At 49.2% G+C, this 20,520-nt stretch carries 18 protein-coding genes; 14 read left to right on the plus strand and 4 right to left on the minus strand.

Translation table 11 applies throughout. From position 1 onward, the window contains the following. Window positions 1–40 precede the first annotated feature (40 nt). Window positions 41–847: a GPI inositol-deacylase gene (locus tag L3K52_03550; protein UOG92814.1), complete on the minus strand. Its 807-nt coding sequence runs from the start codon at window positions 845–847 to the stop codon at window positions 41–43. Between the two features lie 78 nt (window positions 848–925). On the opposite strand from L3K52_03550, the gene L3K52_03555 reads away from it, so the two are divergent. The 4 genes from L3K52_03555 to L3K52_03570 all read left to right on the plus strand — a co-directional run bounded on the left by L3K52_03555 (window position 926) and on the right by L3K52_03570 (window position 5,388). After that, window positions 926–1,609, plus strand: coding sequence for an HAD family hydrolase (locus L3K52_03555; protein UOG92815.1), 684 nt, complete (start codon window positions 926–928; stop codon window positions 1,607–1,609). 36 nt (window positions 1,610–1,645) lie between these two features. Next, window positions 1,646–3,799, plus strand: coding sequence for a bifunctional (p)ppGpp synthetase/guanosine-3',5'-bis(diphosphate) 3'-pyrophosphohydrolase (locus L3K52_03560; protein UOG92816.1), 2,154 nt, complete (start codon window positions 1,646–1,648; stop codon window positions 3,797–3,799). Between the two features lie 112 nt (window positions 3,800–3,911). Next, window positions 3,912–4,487 (plus strand): LemA family protein, encoded by a 576-nt coding sequence (locus tag L3K52_03565; protein ID UOG92817.1) that lies wholly within the window; start codon window positions 3,912–3,914, stop codon window positions 4,485–4,487. Next, window positions 4,456–5,388 (plus strand): EF-hand domain-containing protein, encoded by a 933-nt coding sequence (locus L3K52_03570; GenBank protein UOG92818.1) that lies wholly within the window; start codon window positions 4,456–4,458, stop codon window positions 5,386–5,388. The genes L3K52_03565 and L3K52_03570 overlap by 32 nt, the downstream gene beginning before the upstream one ends. An 11-nt stretch (window positions 5,389–5,399) precedes the next feature. On the opposite strand, the gene L3K52_03575 is transcribed toward L3K52_03570, so the two are convergent. Then, window positions 5,400–6,473 (minus strand): Fic family protein, encoded by a 1,074-nt coding sequence (locus L3K52_03575; protein ID UOG92819.1) that lies wholly within the window; start codon window positions 6,471–6,473, stop codon window positions 5,400–5,402. Between the two features lie 124 nt (window positions 6,474–6,597). Between L3K52_03575 and L3K52_03580 the strand changes: the two genes are divergently transcribed. The 8 genes from L3K52_03580 (at window position 6,598) to L3K52_03615 (ending at window position 17,018) form a co-directional block, all read left to right on the plus strand. Then, window positions 6,598–6,984, plus strand: coding sequence for an HIT family protein (locus tag L3K52_03580; protein UOG92820.1), 387 nt, complete (start codon window positions 6,598–6,600; stop codon window positions 6,982–6,984). Between the two features lie 97 nt (window positions 6,985–7,081). Next, a complete protein-coding gene (gene dndC / locus L3K52_03585) occupies window positions 7,082–8,455 on the plus strand; it encodes a DNA phosphorothioation system sulfurtransferase DndC (protein UOG92821.1) in 1,374 nt (457 codons plus the stop codon). Next, window positions 8,452–10,509, plus strand: coding sequence for a DNA sulfur modification protein DndD (gene dndD / locus L3K52_03590; protein ID UOG92822.1), 2,058 nt, complete (start codon window positions 8,452–8,454; stop codon window positions 10,507–10,509). The genes dndC and dndD overlap by 4 nt, the downstream gene beginning before the upstream one ends. Then, entirely contained in the window at window positions 10,510–11,997 is a 1,488-nt protein-coding gene (locus tag L3K52_03595) for a DUF87 domain-containing protein (GenBank protein UOG92823.1), read from the plus strand. Window positions 11,998–11,999: 2 nt separating this feature from the next. Next, window positions 12,000–13,229 carry an ATP-binding protein gene (locus L3K52_03600; protein UOG92824.1) on the plus strand — a complete coding sequence of 410 codons (1,230 nt, stop codon included), beginning with the start codon at window positions 12,000–12,002 and terminating at the stop codon, window positions 13,227–13,229. Then, the gene (locus tag L3K52_03605) at window positions 13,216–14,091 is read left to right on the plus strand and encodes a hypothetical protein (GenBank protein ID UOG92825.1); all 876 of its coding nucleotides are present in this window, start codon (window positions 13,216–13,218) and stop codon (window positions 14,089–14,091) included. The genes L3K52_03600 and L3K52_03605 overlap by 14 nt, the downstream gene beginning before the upstream one ends. A 242-nt stretch (window positions 14,092–14,333) precedes the next feature. Continuing rightward, window positions 14,334–16,703, plus strand: a complete 2,370-nt coding sequence (locus L3K52_03610) for a DNA phosphorothioation-associated putative methyltransferase (protein UOG92826.1) — start codon at window positions 14,334–14,336, stop codon at window positions 16,701–16,703. Between the two features lie 63 nt (window positions 16,704–16,766). Continuing rightward, the gene (locus L3K52_03615) at window positions 16,767–17,018 is read left to right on the plus strand and encodes a type II toxin-antitoxin system HicB family antitoxin (protein ID UOG92827.1); all 252 of its coding nucleotides are present in this window, start codon (window positions 16,767–16,769) and stop codon (window positions 17,016–17,018) included. A gap of 74 nt (window positions 17,019–17,092) precedes the next feature. Here L3K52_03615 and L3K52_03620 read toward each other — a convergent pair whose 3' ends face one another. Together L3K52_03620 and L3K52_03625 are read right to left on the minus strand one after the other, a co-directional pair. Next, window positions 17,093–18,322, minus strand: coding sequence for a type II toxin-antitoxin system HipA family toxin (locus L3K52_03620; protein UOG92828.1), 1,230 nt, complete (start codon window positions 18,320–18,322; stop codon window positions 17,093–17,095). Next, complete coding sequence (locus L3K52_03625) at window positions 18,312–18,635, minus strand: helix-turn-helix transcriptional regulator (GenBank protein UOG92829.1); 324 nt, start codon at window positions 18,633–18,635, stop codon at window positions 18,312–18,314. Before L3K52_03625 ends, L3K52_03620 begins: the two co-directional genes overlap by 11 nt. 181 nt (window positions 18,636–18,816) lie before the next feature. On the opposite strand from L3K52_03625, the gene asd reads away from it, so the two are divergent. Further along, complete coding sequence (asd, locus tag L3K52_03630; GenBank protein UOG92830.1) at window positions 18,817–19,944, plus strand: aspartate-semialdehyde dehydrogenase; 1,128 nt, start codon at window positions 18,817–18,819, stop codon at window positions 19,942–19,944. Window positions 19,945–20,069: 125 nt separating this feature from the next. After that, entirely contained in the window at window positions 20,070–20,516 is a 447-nt protein-coding gene (locus L3K52_03635; protein ID UOG92831.1) for a hypothetical protein, read from the plus strand. Window positions 20,517–20,520 lie beyond the last annotated feature (4 nt).

Here is a 20,520-nt window from a genome sequence, read left to right on the forward strand (position 1 = left end):
CCGAATGTGCGGTAGGAAATTGGGGGTTTATGGCGAATTGTTAGCGCCCCAAAATCCGCGCCAACACATACCCATCCCGCACGCTCAAAAAGTGCGAACGTGGTACTGTCCAAAATTCAGACTGACCACGCAGTGCAAACACATTGTTCATGTTTTGGCTGTACGTTGGCACCACAAAATCAAAGCGATCAGGGCGCATCTGATTATCCCGCACCACTGAGACATAACGGATGGACGGGTGCGGCTGGTGATTCAGCCAGTACAAAAACCGCCCCGGTTGTTCACCGCGCAGGTCATCGTACAAATCATCCGGCTGACCGCTCCAGTGATCAAAGCCCATCATGTCCGCGAAAAAGCCCATTGGGGTGTCGGTTGCCAAACTCGCCAAATCCGCGCTGGGGGTGCCCACGTGCGGGGTTGCTACCGTTACCAGAGTTTCCACGGGGACACTGTTGGCGCTGACCAGCCAAGCGCGTGACACCAAGCCGCCAGCGGAATGCCCGACCAACGTCAGCGGTTCTTGGCGTTGGGTGTGAATGTGTTGCAGGTAGGCGTTGAGCCAATACGTTTGCAGCATAATCGGGGCGCGGGAGGGCAATTCCACGGTGTAGAACATGCGTTCTGGTTTAACCGCCGGGTTGCTGAGGCTGTAAGCGCCTTGCGGGGTCATCACCACGTTGCCGCCGTCGACCCAGCCGTATTGTTGCAATACGGGAGTCACGCCTTGTTCACGCCAGTCCATGCCGGTGCTTTGGAAACCGTGTACGAGCACCACGGTTTGCGCCCATAATGCGCTAGGGAATAACAATAAGCTTGCAGCCATTACTATTAAACGCTGGATTTTCATGTAACCTCCACTGATTATCACGGTGTTAGCGGATGCTAAGAGCACCGATAAATTCTAACCTAAATCTTGAGTTGCCTCATGACTATACGTTGCATTGTTTTTGATCTTGATGACACCTTGTGGCCGGTAAAGCCGGTGATTCAACGCGCGGAACAACACTTTTATGCGTGGTTGCAGCAACACTGCCCGCGCATTACCGCACAGTATGCGCCATTGGAGCTGATCCAGCACCGCATGAACTACATGCAGCAATACCCTGAGTTGCACTATAATCTTACCGTGCTACGCAAAAACTGGTTGGCAACCTTGGCGCAAGCACACGCTTACCCTGATACTTTGGTAGACGCTGGGTTTGATGTTTTTTGGCTGGCACGCAATCAAGTGACCTTCTATGAGGGGGCGTTGGCGACGCTGGAGTCACTGTCGGCACGTTTTTTGCTCGGTGTTATCAGCAACGGCAATGCCAATGTGCACCACATCGGCATTGGGCATTTGTTTCAATTTGCGCACAGTTCGGCGGAGGCCGGGGTCGCGAAACCACACCCGGCTATTTTTCATCAAGCATTGGCGCGTGTGGGTATCGCTCCGCAACAAGCGGTTTACGTGGGCGATGACCCGGTACGGGATATTCAGGGCGCGGCGAGTGCTGGCTTGCGCACGGTTTGGTTTAACCCTGAACATCAAGCATGGCCGGGCGGAATAGCACCGGATGCGACCATTCACCACCTCGCACAATTGGAGGCGGTCATTACCACACTATAAATAACAATTATTTGCTAGAGAGGAAGCTTTGCTGACATGCGACATAGCCGAACCACTGATACCGAGTCACGCACCCGTCAAGCGTGGATTGAGCGCTTTTGGGTATCCGACAACGAGCGCGATTTCTACCTGATTGGGCAAATCATTGATAATTTGCTGCAAGCGCCGCCGCCGACTGATGCATTGCAACCGTGCAGTCTGGATGTTGCTGAAATTTTACGCCATTTGGATGTCGATCAAACCACGTTGATGGCAGCGTTGCTGTGCGATAGCCGTTTCCAGAAAAACCTGAGTTTGGATGAGGTGGAAAAAGAGTACGGGCAAGCTGTGCGGCGCTTGTGTGAAGACATGCGCAACCTGCAACGTTTCCGTGATTGCGTGGAAAACACTGACCCTAGCAGCTCGCGCCAAGAACAGGGTGAACAGTTGCGGCGCATGTTGATGGCGATGATTAAAGACATTCGCACCGTGCTGATTAAGCTGGCGTGGAGCTTGCAACACCTGCGCTTGTTGTCGCGCGAGGAGCTGTCGGATTTGCACCGTTGTGTGGCGCGGATGAGCATGGATTTGTACGCGCCGATGGCAAACCGCTTGGGCATTAGCCAAATTAAGTGGGAATTGGAGGATTTGTCGTTTCGGTTTCTGCAACCCGATACCTATAAAAGCATCGCTAAATTATTAGCAGGCAAGCGCATTGAACGTGAGCAATACATTGCTGATTTTATTCATATCCTCAAAGATTTGTTGGTTGAAAACGGCATTGACGCCGAGATTTACGGTCGCCCCAAGCACTTGTACAGCATTTGGAAAAAGATAACCCGCAAGCAGATCGGCATTGACGAACTCTACGATTTACGCGCGGTACGGGTGATTGTGGAGGACAAGAGTACCTGCTACCGCGTGCTGGATGTGGTGCAAAATACTTGGCGATACATTCCTGAAGAGTACGACGATTACATTAGCCACAAGAAACCCAACGGTTACAAGTCGATTCACACCGTGGTGGTGGGGCCGGACAGTAAGTTTGTGGAGGTGCAAATCCGTACCCATGAGATGCACCGTTTTGCTGAACTGGGGGTGGCGGCGCACTGGCATTACAAAGAGGGCGGTCGCCAAGACCAAGCGATGAGCGATGCGATCAATGCGATGCGGCGTTTGCTGGACAGCAACGACAGCGACACGGATTTGATGGACGATTTTCGCACGGAAGTTTTCAGCGACCGGGTGTTTGTGATCACACCCAAGGGGCGGATCATTGACATGCCAAAAGGCTCAACGCCGGTCGATTTTGCCTATCACGTACACACCAGTGTCGGGCACCGTTGCCGGGGCGCCAAGGTGAATGGCAATATTGTGCCGCTTAATTACGCGCTGGGTAACGGCGATCAGGTCGAAATTCTCACCAGCAAAAACGAACACCCGCGTCAGGATTGGATGAAACCGGAACTCGGTTTCGTGATGTCTGGCAGTACTCGCCAAAAAGTGCGTCAATGGTTTAGTCAGCAAAACCACGAACAGAATGCCAAAGACGGCGAACGCATCCTTGAGAAAGAACGCCATTTGCTCAATTTGGGTAAGTTGGATTACACGGAACTGGCGCGGCAATTCAATCGCCCAACGGAGCGCGATTTCTTGATTGCGGTGGGGCGTAATGAGGTATCTCCGGCGCAAATTCGGCGCTTTTTGCTGAGTACGCACGAGTCCGAATTCAAATTGCGCAAAAGCCGCAGCCCCGACATGGCAGGCAACGACATTGAGGTGCGCGGTGTCAGCAAGCTGTATACGCAGTTAGCGACGTGTTGCCACCCGGTCAATGGAGACCCGATCGCCGGGTATTTGTCGCAAGGGCGCGGGGTGATTGTGCACCGCACCGATTGCCCCGATTTTGCCAACTTACGCAGGGAACGTGAGGAGCGCATTATTGAAGTGGACTGGGGCAGCCACACCGCTGCGTATGCCGCCGACATTACGGTGTCGACGTACAATAAATCGGGCGTGCTAGGCGATATTGCGAGTTTGCTGGCGAAGGAAAAGGTGAATATTCACAGCCTGCACACCCGTGATACGCACGATCCGTGTTTGGCGGTCATGGATTTCACCTTGGAAATTCGCGATGTGCAACAACTCGGCGAGGTGTTGGAAAAGCTGTTGCAATTGCCATCGGTGATTGATGCGCAGCGCAAGGGGTGAGTGGTGGGTTGGGTTAATTAATGGCTCAACCACTTATCTGCACCGCGTTGGAGCGCTTAACAGGAGCTGCTAGACTGGTGTAACCCGATAAACTATTGATAAAAATAACACCATGAATACCGGACTCATTATCTTCTTCGCCCTGTTGGGTGGCCTGCTGTTGTGGGGCATCCTGTTATACAACCAATTGGTGTTACTCAAAAACAATGCCGAAAAAGCGTGGAGCAATATGGAAGTATTGCTAAAGCAACGCAACACCGAGTTACCCAAGCTGATTGCAGTCTGCAAAGAACACATGGCTTACGAACAAACCACGCTGCAAACGGTGATGGATGCGCGTAATCGCGTGGTCAGTGCGATGCAATTTGGCAATCTGGGGGCGCTGGAAGCCGCTGATAATGCTTTGCGCATTGGGTTGGGAAATTTGTTTGCGGTGGCAGAAGCTTACCCCGAACTCAAAGCCAGCGAGTCATTCCAGCATTTGCGCGAACGCATTACTGGCTTGGAAGACAGCATTGCGGATCGCCGCGAGTTTTATAACGATTCTGCCGCGCTCAATAATACCCGCATGGAACAATTCCCCGATTTAATCATTGCCAAATCGTTCAGTTTTAAGCCCTTCCGTTTGTTGAGTTTCAAGTCTGAGGAAATCGCGGATGTGGATGTGGCTGCGCACTTTACTGCCTGAACCCGACCCGGTTGCGCCGTTTGCAGGCGATGCGGATGGCATCAATTGGTATCACGTCGCGCAAAATCAAAGCGTTGCGGTGTTGCGCAAAGGTGGGCTGATCAATGCTGCCAGCACGTGGGGTTTCGCGCTGTGGTGGGCGGCGGCTTGCTATGTGCTTACGCAATACGTGGGGCGGGAATGGTTGTTGTTGCCTGCGTTGGCGAGTTTGTGGTTTGCGTTGGGCTTGTACCGGCGCTATCGCTTGATTGTGGATACGCCCACTTCACGGCTGAGCAGCAGTGCGCAAGGTTATGTGGAATTGTCCGGCACGGCGGCGTTGCCGGAGGGTGAAAGTTCCCGTGGTTTGCCGCATTTGCCGGTGACGGTGTGGTTGCCGGGTTACGTGGAAGACCAGCCGTTTTTGTTGGAAGATGCCTTTGGGCGCTGTTTGTTGTACCCGCAAGCAGCGGAAATTGTGACGCGCACCGGCGATAACCACTTGTTTTTATTGCACGCAATTTACCCCGGACAGACGTTGTATGCCGTCGGTGAATTGCGAACACAACGTCACGCAGATACTAATTTGCAGCAGGAACGGCGCGAACGTTTGGCGGTATTGCTGGCGAATTGGAAGCGCGATGATCACACCTTATTGCAGAATTTTGATGCGGATGGCAATGGGCAAATCGACCCGGACGAATGGCAGACTGTGCTGGCGGCGGCGGAACAATGGGTGGATGCGGATATTCGTGCGCAACAGCGCCTGCCGGGGACGCATGTGATGTCAGGGGCGCAGGCCGGGCAGCTTTTTCTGATCACGAATATTCCGCCGGAGCAATTGGCGCGGCGTTATCAGTGGGCAGCGTGGTTGCATACGCTGGCGTGGTGGGGGTTAATGGCGGCGGCGCACATCCGTTAAGCTTTTGGGTATTAGTCTGTTGTCATTTTGGGAATATTGAACAGCAAATCCACCAAGGCTTTGTTCAGGTAATAATTTTCACGCCCCAGTTTGTGTTTTTCCAGCACACCATCCTGTGCTAATGCATCCAGATAGCGGGTCGCTGTGGCACGAGACACGTTAAGATCATGTTCCAGAAATTGTACTTTGGTGTACGGGTGGCAAAAAATATTATTGATCAAATCTTGACTGTAAAAACGGTGATGACGGCGAATATGGTGTTTTTGCTGTTGCAGCAATACGCTGATGCCTTCAACCAGCGTAATCGTGTGTTTTGCGGTTGAGGCAATGCCGCGCAGCATATAAATTACCCATTCCTGCCATTCGCCGGTATCACGCACCTGTTGCAGCAAACGGTAGTAGTCCGCTTTGGTATGGTTGATGTAACGGCTCAGGTACAACACGGGCGAGTCTAACAAGCCTTCCTTAACCAGATACAGGATGTTGATAATACGCCCTGTTCTGCCATTGCCATCGTAAAACGGGTGAATGGTTTCAAATTGATGGTGGATAAGCGCCATTTTAATCAAGGGATCGAGTGCCGTCTGCTCATCATGCAGCAGGTATTCCAAGCCACTCATCAGGGCTGGCAAGGTTTCGGGGGACGGTGGTGCAAATACGACTTCTCCGGTGTGCTCATTACGCAGCACTGTTCCCGGTACTTTGCGTAAACCAGCGCGGCTCTGTTCCAATGTTTCTTGAATCGCAATAATAGTGTTCAAGGTGAGCAAGCCGTGTTCACGCACTCGCTGGTAGCCAACGCTTAAGCCATCTGCATAGGCTGAGACTTCTTTGGCTGCCACATCCACCACATCGACTTGTAAGCGGTATTTAAAGAGCGCATCTTGGGTGGTAATAATATTTTCAATCGCGGAACTGTCTTGTGCTTCTTGCAAACTGAGAGTGGAGAGCAGAATTTCCTGATTGGGGATGGTTTTTGCAATGCCCTTAAGTTCTGCAAGGTGGCGATGTGCGGCCACTAACGCCTTCAGGATGGCGGGTGTTTCCATCTGCGGCAGTAAGTCTGTCAGTGATGTAATCTGCATAATTTCTTCTCATCTTCTCAGAAACACGTGATTTTGGTGTATGTCCTTTAGCATCTTCTCAAAAAACGCGATTTTTGAGAAGATCAACGACAAAATTCATCTTACACACGTAAGGAGTAATCGCATGACCACTGCATCATTTTGCCCATTCTGCCAACTCGCGGCGGCGAATATTGTGGCGGAAAATGCGTTTCATGTGGTGATTCGGGATCGTTTTCCGGTGTCGTTGGGGCATTCGCTGCTTATTCCGAAGCGTCATGTGGCTTCACTGTTTGAACTTACGCCTGAAGAATTCAACGCTTTGCATGAATTGCTGCATCTCACCAAGCAGCAATTGGATACCCAATACCAGCCCGCAGGCTATAACATCGGGGTGAATGTCGGGGAAGCGGCAGGGCAAACGGTGTTTCACCTGCATGTGCATGTGATGCCGCGTTATGTGGGCGATCAGGAAGATCCGCGTGGTGGGGTGCGGTGGATTTTTCCTGAAAAGGCGGTGTATTGGGATTAGCTATTTATTTGAATTCACCTTGATCGAAACTGATCGCTACCCAAACCAGTGTTCTTTTGCTCTAATGACACTCTTTTCCCTGCAATGACCTGTTCTGATGACCCAAACAAAACCAAAAAGCATACCAACTACGCTGGATGAAAAATATTCATCTACATTATCGTATCTGGAAAAACTCTATCTTGATGACGAACGTCCTTGGGTTGTTGCCTTTTCTGGAGGCAAGGACTCTACATTGGTTTTGCAGTTGGTATATGAAACCGTAAATTCCTTGCAAGCTAAAGGCTGTGCAGCACTGAAGCCTGTTTACGTCCTTTCATCAGACACGCGCGTTGAGTCTCCTAATGTTGCAAAGTATGTACGTGATACGCTGAATGCCATTGATGCTAATGCGCAAGCAGGGGGGCTACCGTTTCATGTGCAACTGGTTGAGCCGACTGCGGCAGAGAGCTTTTGGGGAAAAATGATTGGGCGAGGCTATCCACCACCAACACGACATTTTCGTTGGTGTACCAGCTACATGAAAATCAAGCCGTCACGACGGGCTATCGAGTCTATTGCCCATGTCCACGGCAGTGTCATTCTGTTGCTAGGCACACGCCTTGATGAAAGTAGTGACCGCAAAAAACGCATGTTGGCTATATCCGAGAACGAGAGCCAACTCAATCCACACCATGAGATCCCTAACGCCCTCGTTGCCAAACCCGTTGCTAACTGGACAACGGATGAAGTGTGGGAATACCTCTACACATTTAACCCACCACCTTGGGGTAAATCCCATGATGAAATGTTGGCATTATACCGCCAAGCTAATAGCAACGAATGTCCGGTTGTGCTGGACTTAAGCACCCCATCCTGTGGTGGTAGCCGCTTTGGGTGCTGGACTTGTACTGTTGTTAAAGAAGATAAATCTATGCAGGGTTTCCTGCTACATGAAACCCGTTTGGAACCTCTCTACCAATTTCGTAACTGGCTGAAGGAAATGCGTGAAAACGAAAGTTATCGGAGTCCAGTACGGCGGAACAATCAAGTAGGGTTAGGGCCATTCAAACCTGATGCAAGAAAAATGCTCTTGAAAAAATTGCTCGAAACGGAAAGAAAAACGGGTTTTGAGCTGATTTCTGATGCAGAACTGGCATATATTCAGCAGCAGTGGATTAGTGACTTCGATTATTCAAATCAAAGTGTATCTGAACTCGTCAAACCATTTGGTCGGGAAGTCCCTGCATTGGAGAGTCTTATGCCCGTAGCTGTCAGCATAGAAAAAGACATCATTGAAAAACTGGCAATTGAAAATGACCTGCCATCTGAATTGCTTGAGTCCTTGTTGCAACTTGGTCGAGAGGCTGAGGGTGACATGGGGCGTTGGGGGGCAAAAGCTGAATTGGAACGGAAGGTAGGCGAGTTTATTACCAAAGCAACAACCCAAATTAACCAAGCCATCCCACAGGTGATGGAAAGCAACTCATGATTATTGATCGCGTTATCATCAGCAACCTGTTCTCCTATCGGGGGCAGCAAATATTTGACCTGAGTCCTGCAACAGACACTCGGCGGAATATTGCCCTGATTCATGGGCGTAATGGCTATGGCAAGACCAGTTTCATCAATAGTGTCAAACTGCTATTCCTAGGCACGAGTGATGCCATGCTTTCTACTGTGCAAACAGGTCGAAAATTACGCCCAAAGGATTATATTCAAGGTGCTGGAAATGAATGGCAAGGTATCCTGAATACTGAAGCTCGCAAGGCAGAACCTGATGGAGACTTCTCCATTACATTAGAATGGACTGAGCGCGGCGAAAAAGCATCTGTGCGCCGATTTTGGCCAATACATCAAGAAAACTATACCGACAATGGTTTGCTAGAAATTACGTTCAGCGATGGTCACAGCATTACTGATCAGGAAGATGCAGATGCATTTCTTGAAAATATTTTACCTCGCCATCTTTTACCATTTTTTATTTATGATGGGGAGCAAGTACAAACACTTGCTGAAGCTAACCGTACCCGCCAATTAGAACAAATTGAGAAAATTCTTGATATAGCAACAGTTGACCTGTTGGATGAGTATATTGGTAAAAACATTTCAAATTGGCGACGGGAAGGTTCAGCCAGAATAGAACAGGCAGAGCTGGATAAGCTTCACGGTGAGTTGCAGATTAGTTGCGCAACCCATGAAGCACTTCAGGCAGAAGTACGGATTCTGGAAGAGAAAAATCAAGAATACACCTACAAAATTAAAAATCTTGAAAGTTATATTCAATCAAAACGTGCGTTCGCTCTACAAGAAGATGAGACACGACTGACAACTCAGATAGACGAAATAAGAAAGCAGTTGGAGCAGAAAACACAACAGTTCACTGATGATTTCACCCCGATTGCGCCGGTACTATTAGTGCCTGAATTGCTGCAATCGGCTGAACAAAGCCTTTCTCATTTAACGAAACAAACAGAAAGCCCTATTGGTAAACTGCTGTCAGAATTAAAGAAACAACTGCCACAAAAACTATTGCATGAAGAACCTCTACCATATCCCGATATTTATCAGGATCAGCGAAACTTCTTTCAGCAAAAACTGGCTGGTTTGCTATCAATGTATGAAAAGCTATATGCACCAATGCCAGTGACTGAAAGTTCAGGTTTGAAATTCAAGCTGGATAGCGTTCGGACGACCAAATTACTTAAACGCCTCCAGTTTTTCTTGCAAGCAGATACAGAACGTCAACGTTTAGGACGAGAAAGTCAAAGCATCAGTGATTTAAAACGCCAACAGCGTACAATCCAGCAAAAGCTGGATGATGTCAGCAGTCTTGACCAAGACGAACAGAAAAAATTTCAGGGACACAAAGCAGAAATTGGTAAACTGCAAGCAGTGCGTGATGAAATTCTGAAAGCTATTGGTCAAAAAGAAGATGCTATTAAGCAAGCTCAACGAATGGTTGATCAAAAACAGCAAGCAGTAAAAACACAAGATACCAAACTGCGTCAACTAAGCTCTAGCCAAGAAAAATTGGAGTTGGCACAGAAACTACAAACGATTTATCGTGACTACAAGCAAGACTTAAAGAAGCGGCGGCGTGAGCAAATTGAAGAAAAAATTAATATTCGTTTTAATGCGTTAATGACATCACATCACTTGATCCACAAAATCAAAGTTGATGAAAATTTCAGTCTCTCTTATGAAAATGCACATGGCGAACTGGTTGGCATGGCCAATATTTCGTCTGGGATGAAGCAACTGGTTGCTCAAGCTCTGTTATGGGCGTTGAAGGATGTTTCAGGAAAAGAAGCTCCTGTCATTATTGACACACCGCTTGCGCGAATTGACCGATTACACCGTATCAACTTATTGGAACAGTATTATCCTGCATTAGGACGACAAATTATTTTACTACCTACAGACTCTGAAATTATTGCAGAGGATTACCATCGACTTAGACAATATATCTATAGAGAATATCGCTTGGAAAACAGCCAAGATGGCGCACATACGCAACCGATAAAAGATGAGGCTATGTATTAAATGGCTAAAGTAAATACAAGTCTTAATGATGAGAGAACCATTGAGCTTGTTCAACGCAAAGGTTTGTTGGCAGGTCGGTATAAATGGCAAATTTTGCGCTTGGCATTGGCACGCTCTCTGAAAATGACCACGCCACCGGGCGAACACTATGACTTTGGAACTAGTGACGGCAAAGAATACTCATTGGAGCAAGTCTGTGGAGAAGGCAAGCCTGATGATGAAAATTTTACTGATCTCTATCGTCTGTTAATAAGTAACTACCATCAACAAGATTTGTTTACTGATGAGGAAATGTTTGTCCGTTTGTTACAACGTCACATCCGGCGCGGTTTAGATGAGTTTCGCACCAGTTGGCGGGAGTCACACGATTTCCATGAGTACCTGTATCAATCCTTATTCAGCAACCTGAATACAGCAAAACAGCAGGATAGAAATGCCGCCCCACTACCATTACTGGAAATGTTAGAAGAAATAGGTGTTCGTGGGCATATCAAAGAAACCATAGATGGCTCTCGTTTAACCCGTTTTATGTTGCATCTGCCTGATGCTAATGACCTTAGCAAATTGAAGCGGAATCTGGATACATTGGCATTTTCTTTAGGCTTGCAAGAACAAGGCATTTTCACCCATGAAACTAACCAACCCAAAGTGATCGGATTGGATGTACCACGTCCTGCCTCATCTTGGCATTCCCAAGGATTCCATGAACAAAGCCGTTGGATAGAACAAGGGAAAAGTACAACGTTCTTGCTGCCTGTTTATCCCGGTGTGGATGTCTTGGGTAAACCATACAGTTTTGATCTGGCAAAAGCACCGCATCTGTTAGTTGCAGGCACAACGGGCAGCGGAAAAAGTGTCCTGTTGCACGCTCTCATTGCTTCACTTATACAAAGTTGCACGCCTGAGCAACTTCAAATTTATTTGATTGACCCCAAAAGAGTTGAGTTTACGGCGTATAAGCAGTTAGCCCATCTTGCTCCTGAAGGTTTAGTCATAGATGCGCCAGCCGCACTGAAGCTACTCAAAGAACTAGTGGGTGAAATGGAGCGTCGGGAACAAGTATTAGCCGATGCAGGCGTGCGGGATTTGGAAGAGGGCTTAACCAAGCAAGTCATCCAGCTTCCTTTTATTGTTGTATTTGTTGAAGAATTATCCGCTCTGTTGATGGAATCACAAGACACGGAAACCTATTTGGTACGGCTTGCGCAAAAAGCCCGCGCAACGGGCATTCATCTCGTTCTAGCAACACAACGCCCTGATGCTGACACTTTCAGTGGCTTGCTACGCAGCAACGTTCCCAGCCGTATTGCTCTGACTGTTCGTACTGCTGCTGAATCACGCATCATTCTGGACGAAACAGGTGCGGAAAAGCTCACTGGTCGTGGCGATATGTTAATTCGTTTGGTTGGTGGCAACGTTCTGAGGCTACATGGTGTTAATATTAATGCTGACGATATTGCCCAATTAGTCAAAATGACAAGGAAATAGCCATGCAGATCAAACAGTTCTCACCACTCTTCCTGACGGTTGACCGTATTGGCCCGTTTCAGGAACGCTTGGAGGAGTTCGATTTCACTGATGTGAACGAAGAACCCTGTAATGTTTTCCTGTTTGCCTCCAAGAACGGGCGCGGTAAGACCACCTTGCTGGAACTGATGGTTGCCATGATGAACATGCTGGGTAAGACCAAACTGGAAAGTTTCGGCTTCGAGCCGCTGGACTACGGCAAAGGACGTGCGCAATGGGATATTCTGGTTCGTACCCAACGTGATGGTGTTGACAAAGTGTGGGTACTGTCACTGATCGCTGGTTTTATTGGCAACACTTTCCTGAAAACGTGGGATGAGAAAGAGCTTGACCGCGTTGGTGCGAAAGAATGGCATCGGTTTGGATTTCGTCGAACGGATGTAGGTCGGATTGAAATGTTAGGAAAAGTCGACTCATGGACAGGCGAACTTGACGCATGGATTAAAGATTTTAATTCATTACTTCAACAGGCACAGGAAAAAGACAATACAGAAACAGAACCTCATGGTTTTGAAGATGCATCACTCACTTATCCGACACTACTTTACTTCTCGGCATACCGGAATATTCCTAAGCCTGCGAATATTGACCAACGTAGTATTGATCGCCCCAACAATTGGGGATACAAACCAACCCATACTTTTTCTACAGAAGGGCAGTTGTGGGATCAGTCATTAGATAATTTATTGGTTTGGTTGAAATGGTTGGACGAAGAACGCTTCAAAGAAGCCTTATCAATCATTAATCAACGAGTATTTGGTGAGTCCAACAAGAAAATTACTGATGTCAACAAACGTACCTTGTTGGCTGACGTTACTGTAGATGGGCAATCACAAGCTCATCGTCTGGATCAAATGAGTAGTGGGGAAAAGAGCCTTCTGCAAATATTCTTGCGTCTTGGTATTCATATGACAGGTAATACCATTGTTTTCATTGATGAGATAGAAACGCATCTACACACGACTTGGCGTTTCCAACTTATGTTTGAGCTGATGAAAATGGCACAGAAGCATTATCCCGGCTTCACTTTGTTTGTTACTACGCATACTCAGGAAGTTATGAAGGCGTTTGCCCCACAATTGACAGAAAAGAATCTGGTGAAGGGGGCGTATATTCTTGAAACCGCCGAAGAAGAAGCTAAAGCACAACGAATCATGCAGGAAATGAGGGAGCAACTCAGTGCAGAGTCTTAAAAGCAGACAACGGGCAACCAGCACAGTTACTACTGACGATGACATTTTATTTAGCCGTTACGCAGGCAAGCGGATTGTTTACCTTGAGTCAGAAGCAGATGTAAATCTCTATGAGAATTACTGGTTTCGTGATTATTTGAGAAAACTGGCATTTAAACCGGGTAGTGATGGCAATGCAAACATGAATGGCTGCACTGCGGTAAGGCAAAGTGTTGAGCATGACCGCAGTGCAGGGATTGAATCCTACGGTATTGTAGACAGGGATTCTGTAAAATCTGCTGACTTATGGGATTTGGTTTGGGAAACGGATGATGAAGTCTTTATCGCCGCTAAACCGTTCGGCGACTATATTAATGTCCTACTGCGTTGGGAAATGGAAAGCTATTTGCTTGAGCCTCATGCTCTGGAGCGGCATTTAGCTTCCCATCAGCAAGGTCGTGCTGAGCGTCCAACTCATGAAGTCACCTCTGAACTGCTTGAACATTGTGACGCATTGATACCATTGGCTGGGCTGAATCTGTTAAGACATTCGCAGCGTAAACGGGAAATAAGCAATCCATATAAGAATAAAAAACGTGATGATATCGATATTGAAGTAAGGAAATTACTAAATGTGCCCCATGATATAGAGCCTTACGAAGCCAATCTATCAAAGGCAGCAACATTTACGAACAGTAGCTCAAATTTACTCGATCAATATCACGGTCTGCTACGTATCATTGATGGAAAGCTATTGCTTAATCGTTGGAAGCAAATTCACGCAATTATGGATGACCCACGCTATCATCTTGCGGAGCGAATTAACCCAGCACCCATTGAAATAGCAACGTATATTGATTCAATAAGCTCAAGTCATCTGTAGATATGCCGTATAGAGGTGAATATCAATTGATAACCTCTGCACCTAGCTTATTGGGCAAACATGTTGGCAGTAATTCCTACTGGCATCATCTTCTGTTCAATGAGCAACCTTCTGAAGTTCAGAGGCTGATTACTGAAACTCAATATAATTTCAGTTTGAAAACTGAAAAAGACTTCAATGTTATTAAAATCAACCACAAGAAGAGAAAAATCTCTTTTTTACAATATATTGACATTTTCAGTATGCCGTTTCCAACTCTAGCATATAGCTGGATAATAGATTTACCCTCGCAATCTATTAAAAAACGTCACTATATAACCCCTCACCTGCCCATCCTCCACCGCAAAGAACTCCTTCTCCCCCCCGATCACCCCGACATTCCCAAATTCGCCGCACTTACCAAGCAACTCGAAGATGCCGGACTTTTCAAAGACTCCCGCAAAATCGGCTATAAAAAACAATGGGAAGAACGCCTCCGCAATGCAGGTTACAAAGTCGTCGATCACACGCTGGTTAAACTTGATGGAAGTGAAATAGCACCACCCGAAACTACTGAAAAGACTTCCAACGTCGAACGCCACCGCACCGCGCTAACCCGCTACGCCCTCTCCAAACCCATGCAACTCCTCGCCAAGCATGACTTTCTGGAAGGCAAACACACGATTTTCGACTACGGTTGTGGCAAAGGCAGCGCCGTAGACATCCTGCGCCAAAACAACCTCACCGCTAACGGTTGGGACCCGCATTTCTGCCCCGACAACCCCAAACACACCGCCGATATTGTCAACCTCGGCTTCGTCATCAACGTGATCGAAGACAAGACCGAACGCATGGAAGCCGTGTTAGGCGCATACCAACTTTGCACCCAATTCCTGTGTGCGGCGGTCATGCTCGGCGAACAATCCCCCGAACGCGGGCGTTTGTTCCGCGATGGCGTACTCACCAGCCGCAACACCTTCCAACGCTATTATTCCCAAGAAGAATTCCGCGAATACCTGCGCCACGTACTCGATGAAGACCCAGTAGCTGTCGGCCCCGGCGTGTTTTTCGTATTCAAAGACAAAGACGCAGAACAAGCATTTCTGGAACGCCGCTACCGCAACCGCGCTACCGCCAACCGCCTGATCAGCCAATTACCCAAAGTGCCGAAAGCCGAACGCGCCGCCCGCCTCACCAAAGCCGACAAAGAACGCGCCTTCTACGAACAACACGCAGCTTTATTGGATGCACTCTGGCTACGCTGGCTAGAACTGGGCAGACCGCCCCAAGACGACGAATTCCCCGACCTTGCCGCCAGCAAAGACCTATTCGGCACAACACAACGCGCTCTGAAATTCCTGCAACGCTTCCACGGTGATGAACTGCTGAAACTCGCCTTCGACAGCCGCCGCGATGACCTCACGGTGTACTTTGCGATGCGCCGTTTCGACCAGCAACGCATCTACCGCCATTTGCCGGAAAGCCTCAAACGCGATGTCAAAGCTTTCTTCCAAAACTACCAACACGCCCAAACCGACGGCGAACGCCTGTTATTCTCAGCGGGCAACCCCGCGTTGCTGCGCCAAATGTGCCAACAAGCCGCCGCGCAAGGCTATGGCTATCTCGATGAAGAAGGCGCGTTCACCTTCCACACCGCGCAAGTCGTGGCATTGCCGCCGATTTTGCGGGTCTACATCGGTTGCGCCACCTTCGTTTTCGGTGACGTGACCTCCGCCGATTTGCTGAAAATCCACGCCGAATCCGGCAAATTGTCGCTGATGAAATACGACGACTTTGAAGAATCGCCCCTGCCACGCTTGCTGGAACGCATCAAAATCAGCCTAGTCAACCAGCGTTTCGAGTATTACAAATACGGCGACACCTACACTCCGCCTTACTTGTACCGGAAAGCGCGTTTCCTCACCCCCGACTTCCCGCACTACGCCGAACAACTCGCCTTTGACCAGGTGCTGGCAACCCACCCTAAGTTTGCCTTAGACGGTTACGGAATACCCCCCGAACAATTCGATGCCACGTTGCAGCGTTTACGCTTGGCAGTCGTGGGCTTTGAACTGCAACCCGCGCCACACACCCCCGCGTTGGATGACCCCTGCGGTCAATACCACACCTTCCGCGACTTCATCGAATGCGGCGCAACCCAAGCCAACACCGGCTTACCCAACCTGCCCAAACAACCTGACACCTATAACGCACTCGCCGCGCTTGCCCTGCACATTATTGACCCGGTAATGGATTACTTTGGCGGTATCGAACTCACCTACGGCTTCTGCTCCCCCGAACTCGCCAAACACATCAAAGGCAGCATCGACCCCAAACGCGACCAATACGCCGCCCATGAAGTAAATACCCGTGGCAACCTGATCTGCGAACGCAAGGGTGCAGCCTGTGATTTCATCATCCCCGACGAAAACATGCTGGAAGTCGCGCAATGGATCGTGCAAAACACCCCGTTTGACCGCCTGTATTTCTACGGCAACGACAAACCGCTACACGTCAGCTACGGCGATGCACACAACCGCACTATCGTGCTGATGTTACCGGGAAAAAGCGGACGACTCGTGCCGAAAGTAGTGACGGCGGAAAGATTCGCCGCGATGACGACAGACGCTTAGTCTAAGCAATTACCACCGCAAGAAACTTGCCAGACCACTACAAATGGTTGTACATATGACACCATGAAAACACGAATTGCGAATAAACTGACATTGCGTTTACCCCAATCATTGCATGAGAAGATCAAAGAGCTGGCAAAGGCGGATGGTGTCTCGATCAATCAATTTTTGGTAACAGCGGCGGCTGAAAAAATGTCTGCCTTGCTGACCAAAAATTATCTGGCGCAAGAAGCGTCTCAAGCATCACGCGCAGATTTTCTCAAGGTCATGCGTGCTGTATCGGATGTTGAGCCGGAGGCGTTTGACCGTTTGTGATCGACTGTTGCCGAGGAAAAGCGGGCGACTCGTGCCGAAAGTGGTAACAGCGGAAAGATTCAGTCTGTTAGCTACTACTCAAAACAAAACGGGTTAAATACCGCTCGTTGCCAAAGCCGCTCACGTTCATGTGTCGTCATGCCCGCTTGTTCACAGACGCTATGCCAATGCTGTTGGATCGTTTCCACCTGCTGATCAATCAAATGACGCGCCGCTTCGGAGCTTAATTGGAAGTGCTGGCAGACTGACAAGACGTTCGCCAGTGTAGAAAAGTTGCCGTGGATACCGCCAATGCGCATGGCTTGCGTTGCTTCACGATCTGAACGCATTTGCGGGCAAAGATCGTAAGCCGGTGTCAATTGCAGCGAATTCCCGTCCCAAAAAGCAGCGTGATTACGTGCGTGATCGTCGGTATTACCGATCAGGATATTGAAAACGATCCGCCGGAAGAGTTCGTGTAAGGCGGCAATAGGATTAGCAAATCGCAAGCGAATCAGATCAGCTAAGTCTTGATAACTGGCATAGCGGGCTTCCATCTCATTCAAACCCAACAGGCTTAAACCGCTGAGCAAACAACGGCGGTAGTGTTGGTTTCCTTGTTGAAAGCGGTCAAAACGCTCCACCAATAACACATCTTTCCCCATGACAGATACCAACTGCGTCTGGGCAACGTCAAGCCCCACGTGTTGCGCCAATTGCATGGCGACGTATTCCGCTTTCACAATGTTGTAGTAATCCGTCGATGCGCTGAATTTGGCAATGTAGCTGTGCCGCCCGTCGTTGAGCAGGGCTTTGGGACGTGCGCCCCCGACACTGGTTCCGTGCATTAATGCCACATCCAGTTCTGGAGAAAGGGGTTGCCCAGTTTCCACCCGTTGTGCCGCCGTTAGTAACTCGGCTAATTGCGCTGCTTGGGTTTGTCGTGATTGGTAATGGCTGCCATCGCGTTGAAAATCCAGCGCACCGATACGGTCACTGCCGGATAACAGCAGATAATCGAGTTCATCAGGCGTGAAATTACGGTGTCGGTAACTGATTACTCGCCGTCCCCAAGCATCCGGTGCGGCATCCCGCAGGCAGGAGTGGAGTGTGTTCAAACCTTCCGGTTGAAACGTGTTTTTGCCTAAGGGTAATTCAAACGGTGATAACGCTATCGCATTCTCACGTTGCAGATAACTGCGTCCATAGGTGAAATAATGCAATTGCCCCCGCCTGACAATACGCCCAGCAACCACGGGTTCAGTCTGCCCTGGCAACCAAATCCATACATAAGCGCTGTCTGCTGGCTGTTGGTCAGAAATCATTATCCAACTCCACTTTGATTGCCCGGGCGCGTTCGGGGAGCAAGCTGGCGAGATTCGCTACGGTGGTCGAAAGACGCTGCAATTCACGGGCGTTGTCGGTTAGCAGTGGGATGCCGACAATCGTTGCTGCTTCAAACACTGCACCGATGGCAACCTTTGCATCCCCTTTTTCAATGGCACTGATGGTTTGGCGGCTAACGCCCAAACGTTCCGCGAGTTCGGCTTGTGGCATTTTTCTTTCCAAACGTGCAGCACGGATCATGTGACCAAAAACTTCCAGTGTGATGGTGGTACGAGCGGATAATGTCAGCATATTTAAACATCTTGGTTAACTTAATCGCGGTTAAGGTTAATTATAGTATGCTTTTGGTGGTAAACGGCAAGTTTCCCTAAACCTCGATGTTTTGCTGCACTCACGACGGTGCTACACTCTTACCCCTATTCGCGGGTGCAGCAGTGGGGCGACCCGCATTCCTTGATTGACGGAGTTTGCAATGGTAAAGGTTGGTTTTGTCGGTTGGCGCGGCATGGTCGGTTCGGTACTGATGGAACGGATGCGGGCGGAACACGATTTTCAGGGCTTTGAGCCGGTATTTTTCACCACTTCGCAGTCCGGCAAACCCGGCCCTAACGTCGGCATGGGCGCGAAACCGTTGGAAGATGCAATGAATATCGACAAGCTGGCGGAAATGGACATTATCCTCTCCTGCCAAGGCGGTGATTACACCAACGCCGTTTACGCCACGCTTCGCGCTCGCTGGAACGGCTACTGGATCGACGCGGCGTCCACCTTGCGCATGGCAGACGACGCCATCATTGTGCTCGACCCGGTAAACCGCAATGTCATCGACGCGGGCTTGCAAAGCGGCATCAAGAATTACATCGGCGGCAATTGCACCGTTTCCCTGATGCTGATGGCCTTGGGCGGCTTGTTTGAAAAAGGGCTGGTCGAATGGATCAGCTCCATGACTTACCAAGCTGCTTCCGGGGCGGGCGCGAAAAACATGCGCGAATTGCTCACGCAAATGGGCGAACTCAACGGCGAAGTCGGCGATTTGCTGGCAGACCCCGCTTCCGCGATTCTCGACATCGACACCAAAGTGACCGCGAAATTGAATGACGGCACACTTTCCACCGCCAACTTCGGTGCACCGCTGGCAGGTAGCCTGATTCCGTGGATCGACAAGCTGTGGGAAAACGGTCAAACCAAGGAAGAGTGGAAAGGCATTGCCGAAACCAACAAAATCCTCGGCAAAACCGCAGCGAATAGCATCCCCGTCGACGGGCAGTGTGTGCGTATCGGTGCGATGCGCTGCCATTCGCAAGGTTTCACCATCAAGCTCACCCAAGATTTGCCGCTGGCGGAAATCGAAAGCATCATTGCCAGCCACAACGAGTGGGTAAAAGTCATCCCGAATGATAAGGAATCCACCTTGCGCGGCCTGACGCCGGTACAAGCCTCTGGCACCCTAACGGTTCCGGTTGGGCGGATTCGCAAAATGAATCTGGGGCCGCAATACCTCACCGCCTTCACCGTTGGCGACCAATTGCTATGGGGCGCGGCAGAACCCGTGCGCCGGATGCTGAAAATTGCCCTGCAATACCTTGGCAAGGCGCCGTAACTAGTGGCAACCCTAAGCATCTCCTGCTAGTTCTTATGAGCAATGTCATGATCTGCAACGGCGTAATCACTTATGCTTTGCGGGAATTAAACATTTAAGCGCGTACCACTACAGGAGACCAGCCCATGATTTCATACATGGAACTCAATGAGCAAAACCATAAAATTACAGAACTTTCCAATGTGCTAAGTTACTTGATCAACGAACGTTCCATCTGTGATACCGAAGTATCCTGCGAATTGTTTTTTCGTTACGTTGATCTGGTGAAAGCGCATCTGGAAACCGAAGAACACGAGTTGTACCAGTTATTGCTGATGGATGAAGACAACGATGCGCGTAATACCGGGCGCAAATTCATGTCCGGTTCCGGTGAAATCAAGCGGGTCTTTGGGCAATACCTGAAACGTTGGTGCAAGGGCAAAGAACTCAGGATTGGCGATCACGAAGCGTTTATTCGTGACAGCCGCGAAATTTTTGCGCTGGTGATTCGCCGCATTGACGACGAAGTTGTGCATTTATACCCCACCTTGGTACACAAAGGGCATTTGCCGATGAAAGCGCAAGCGGCTTAATGGT

It is taken from the genome of Candidatus Thiothrix sulfatifontis, assembly GCA_022828425.1.
In the GTDB taxonomy this organism is placed as follows: Bacteria; Pseudomonadota; Gammaproteobacteria; order Thiotrichales; family Thiotrichaceae; genus Thiothrix; species Thiothrix sulfatifontis.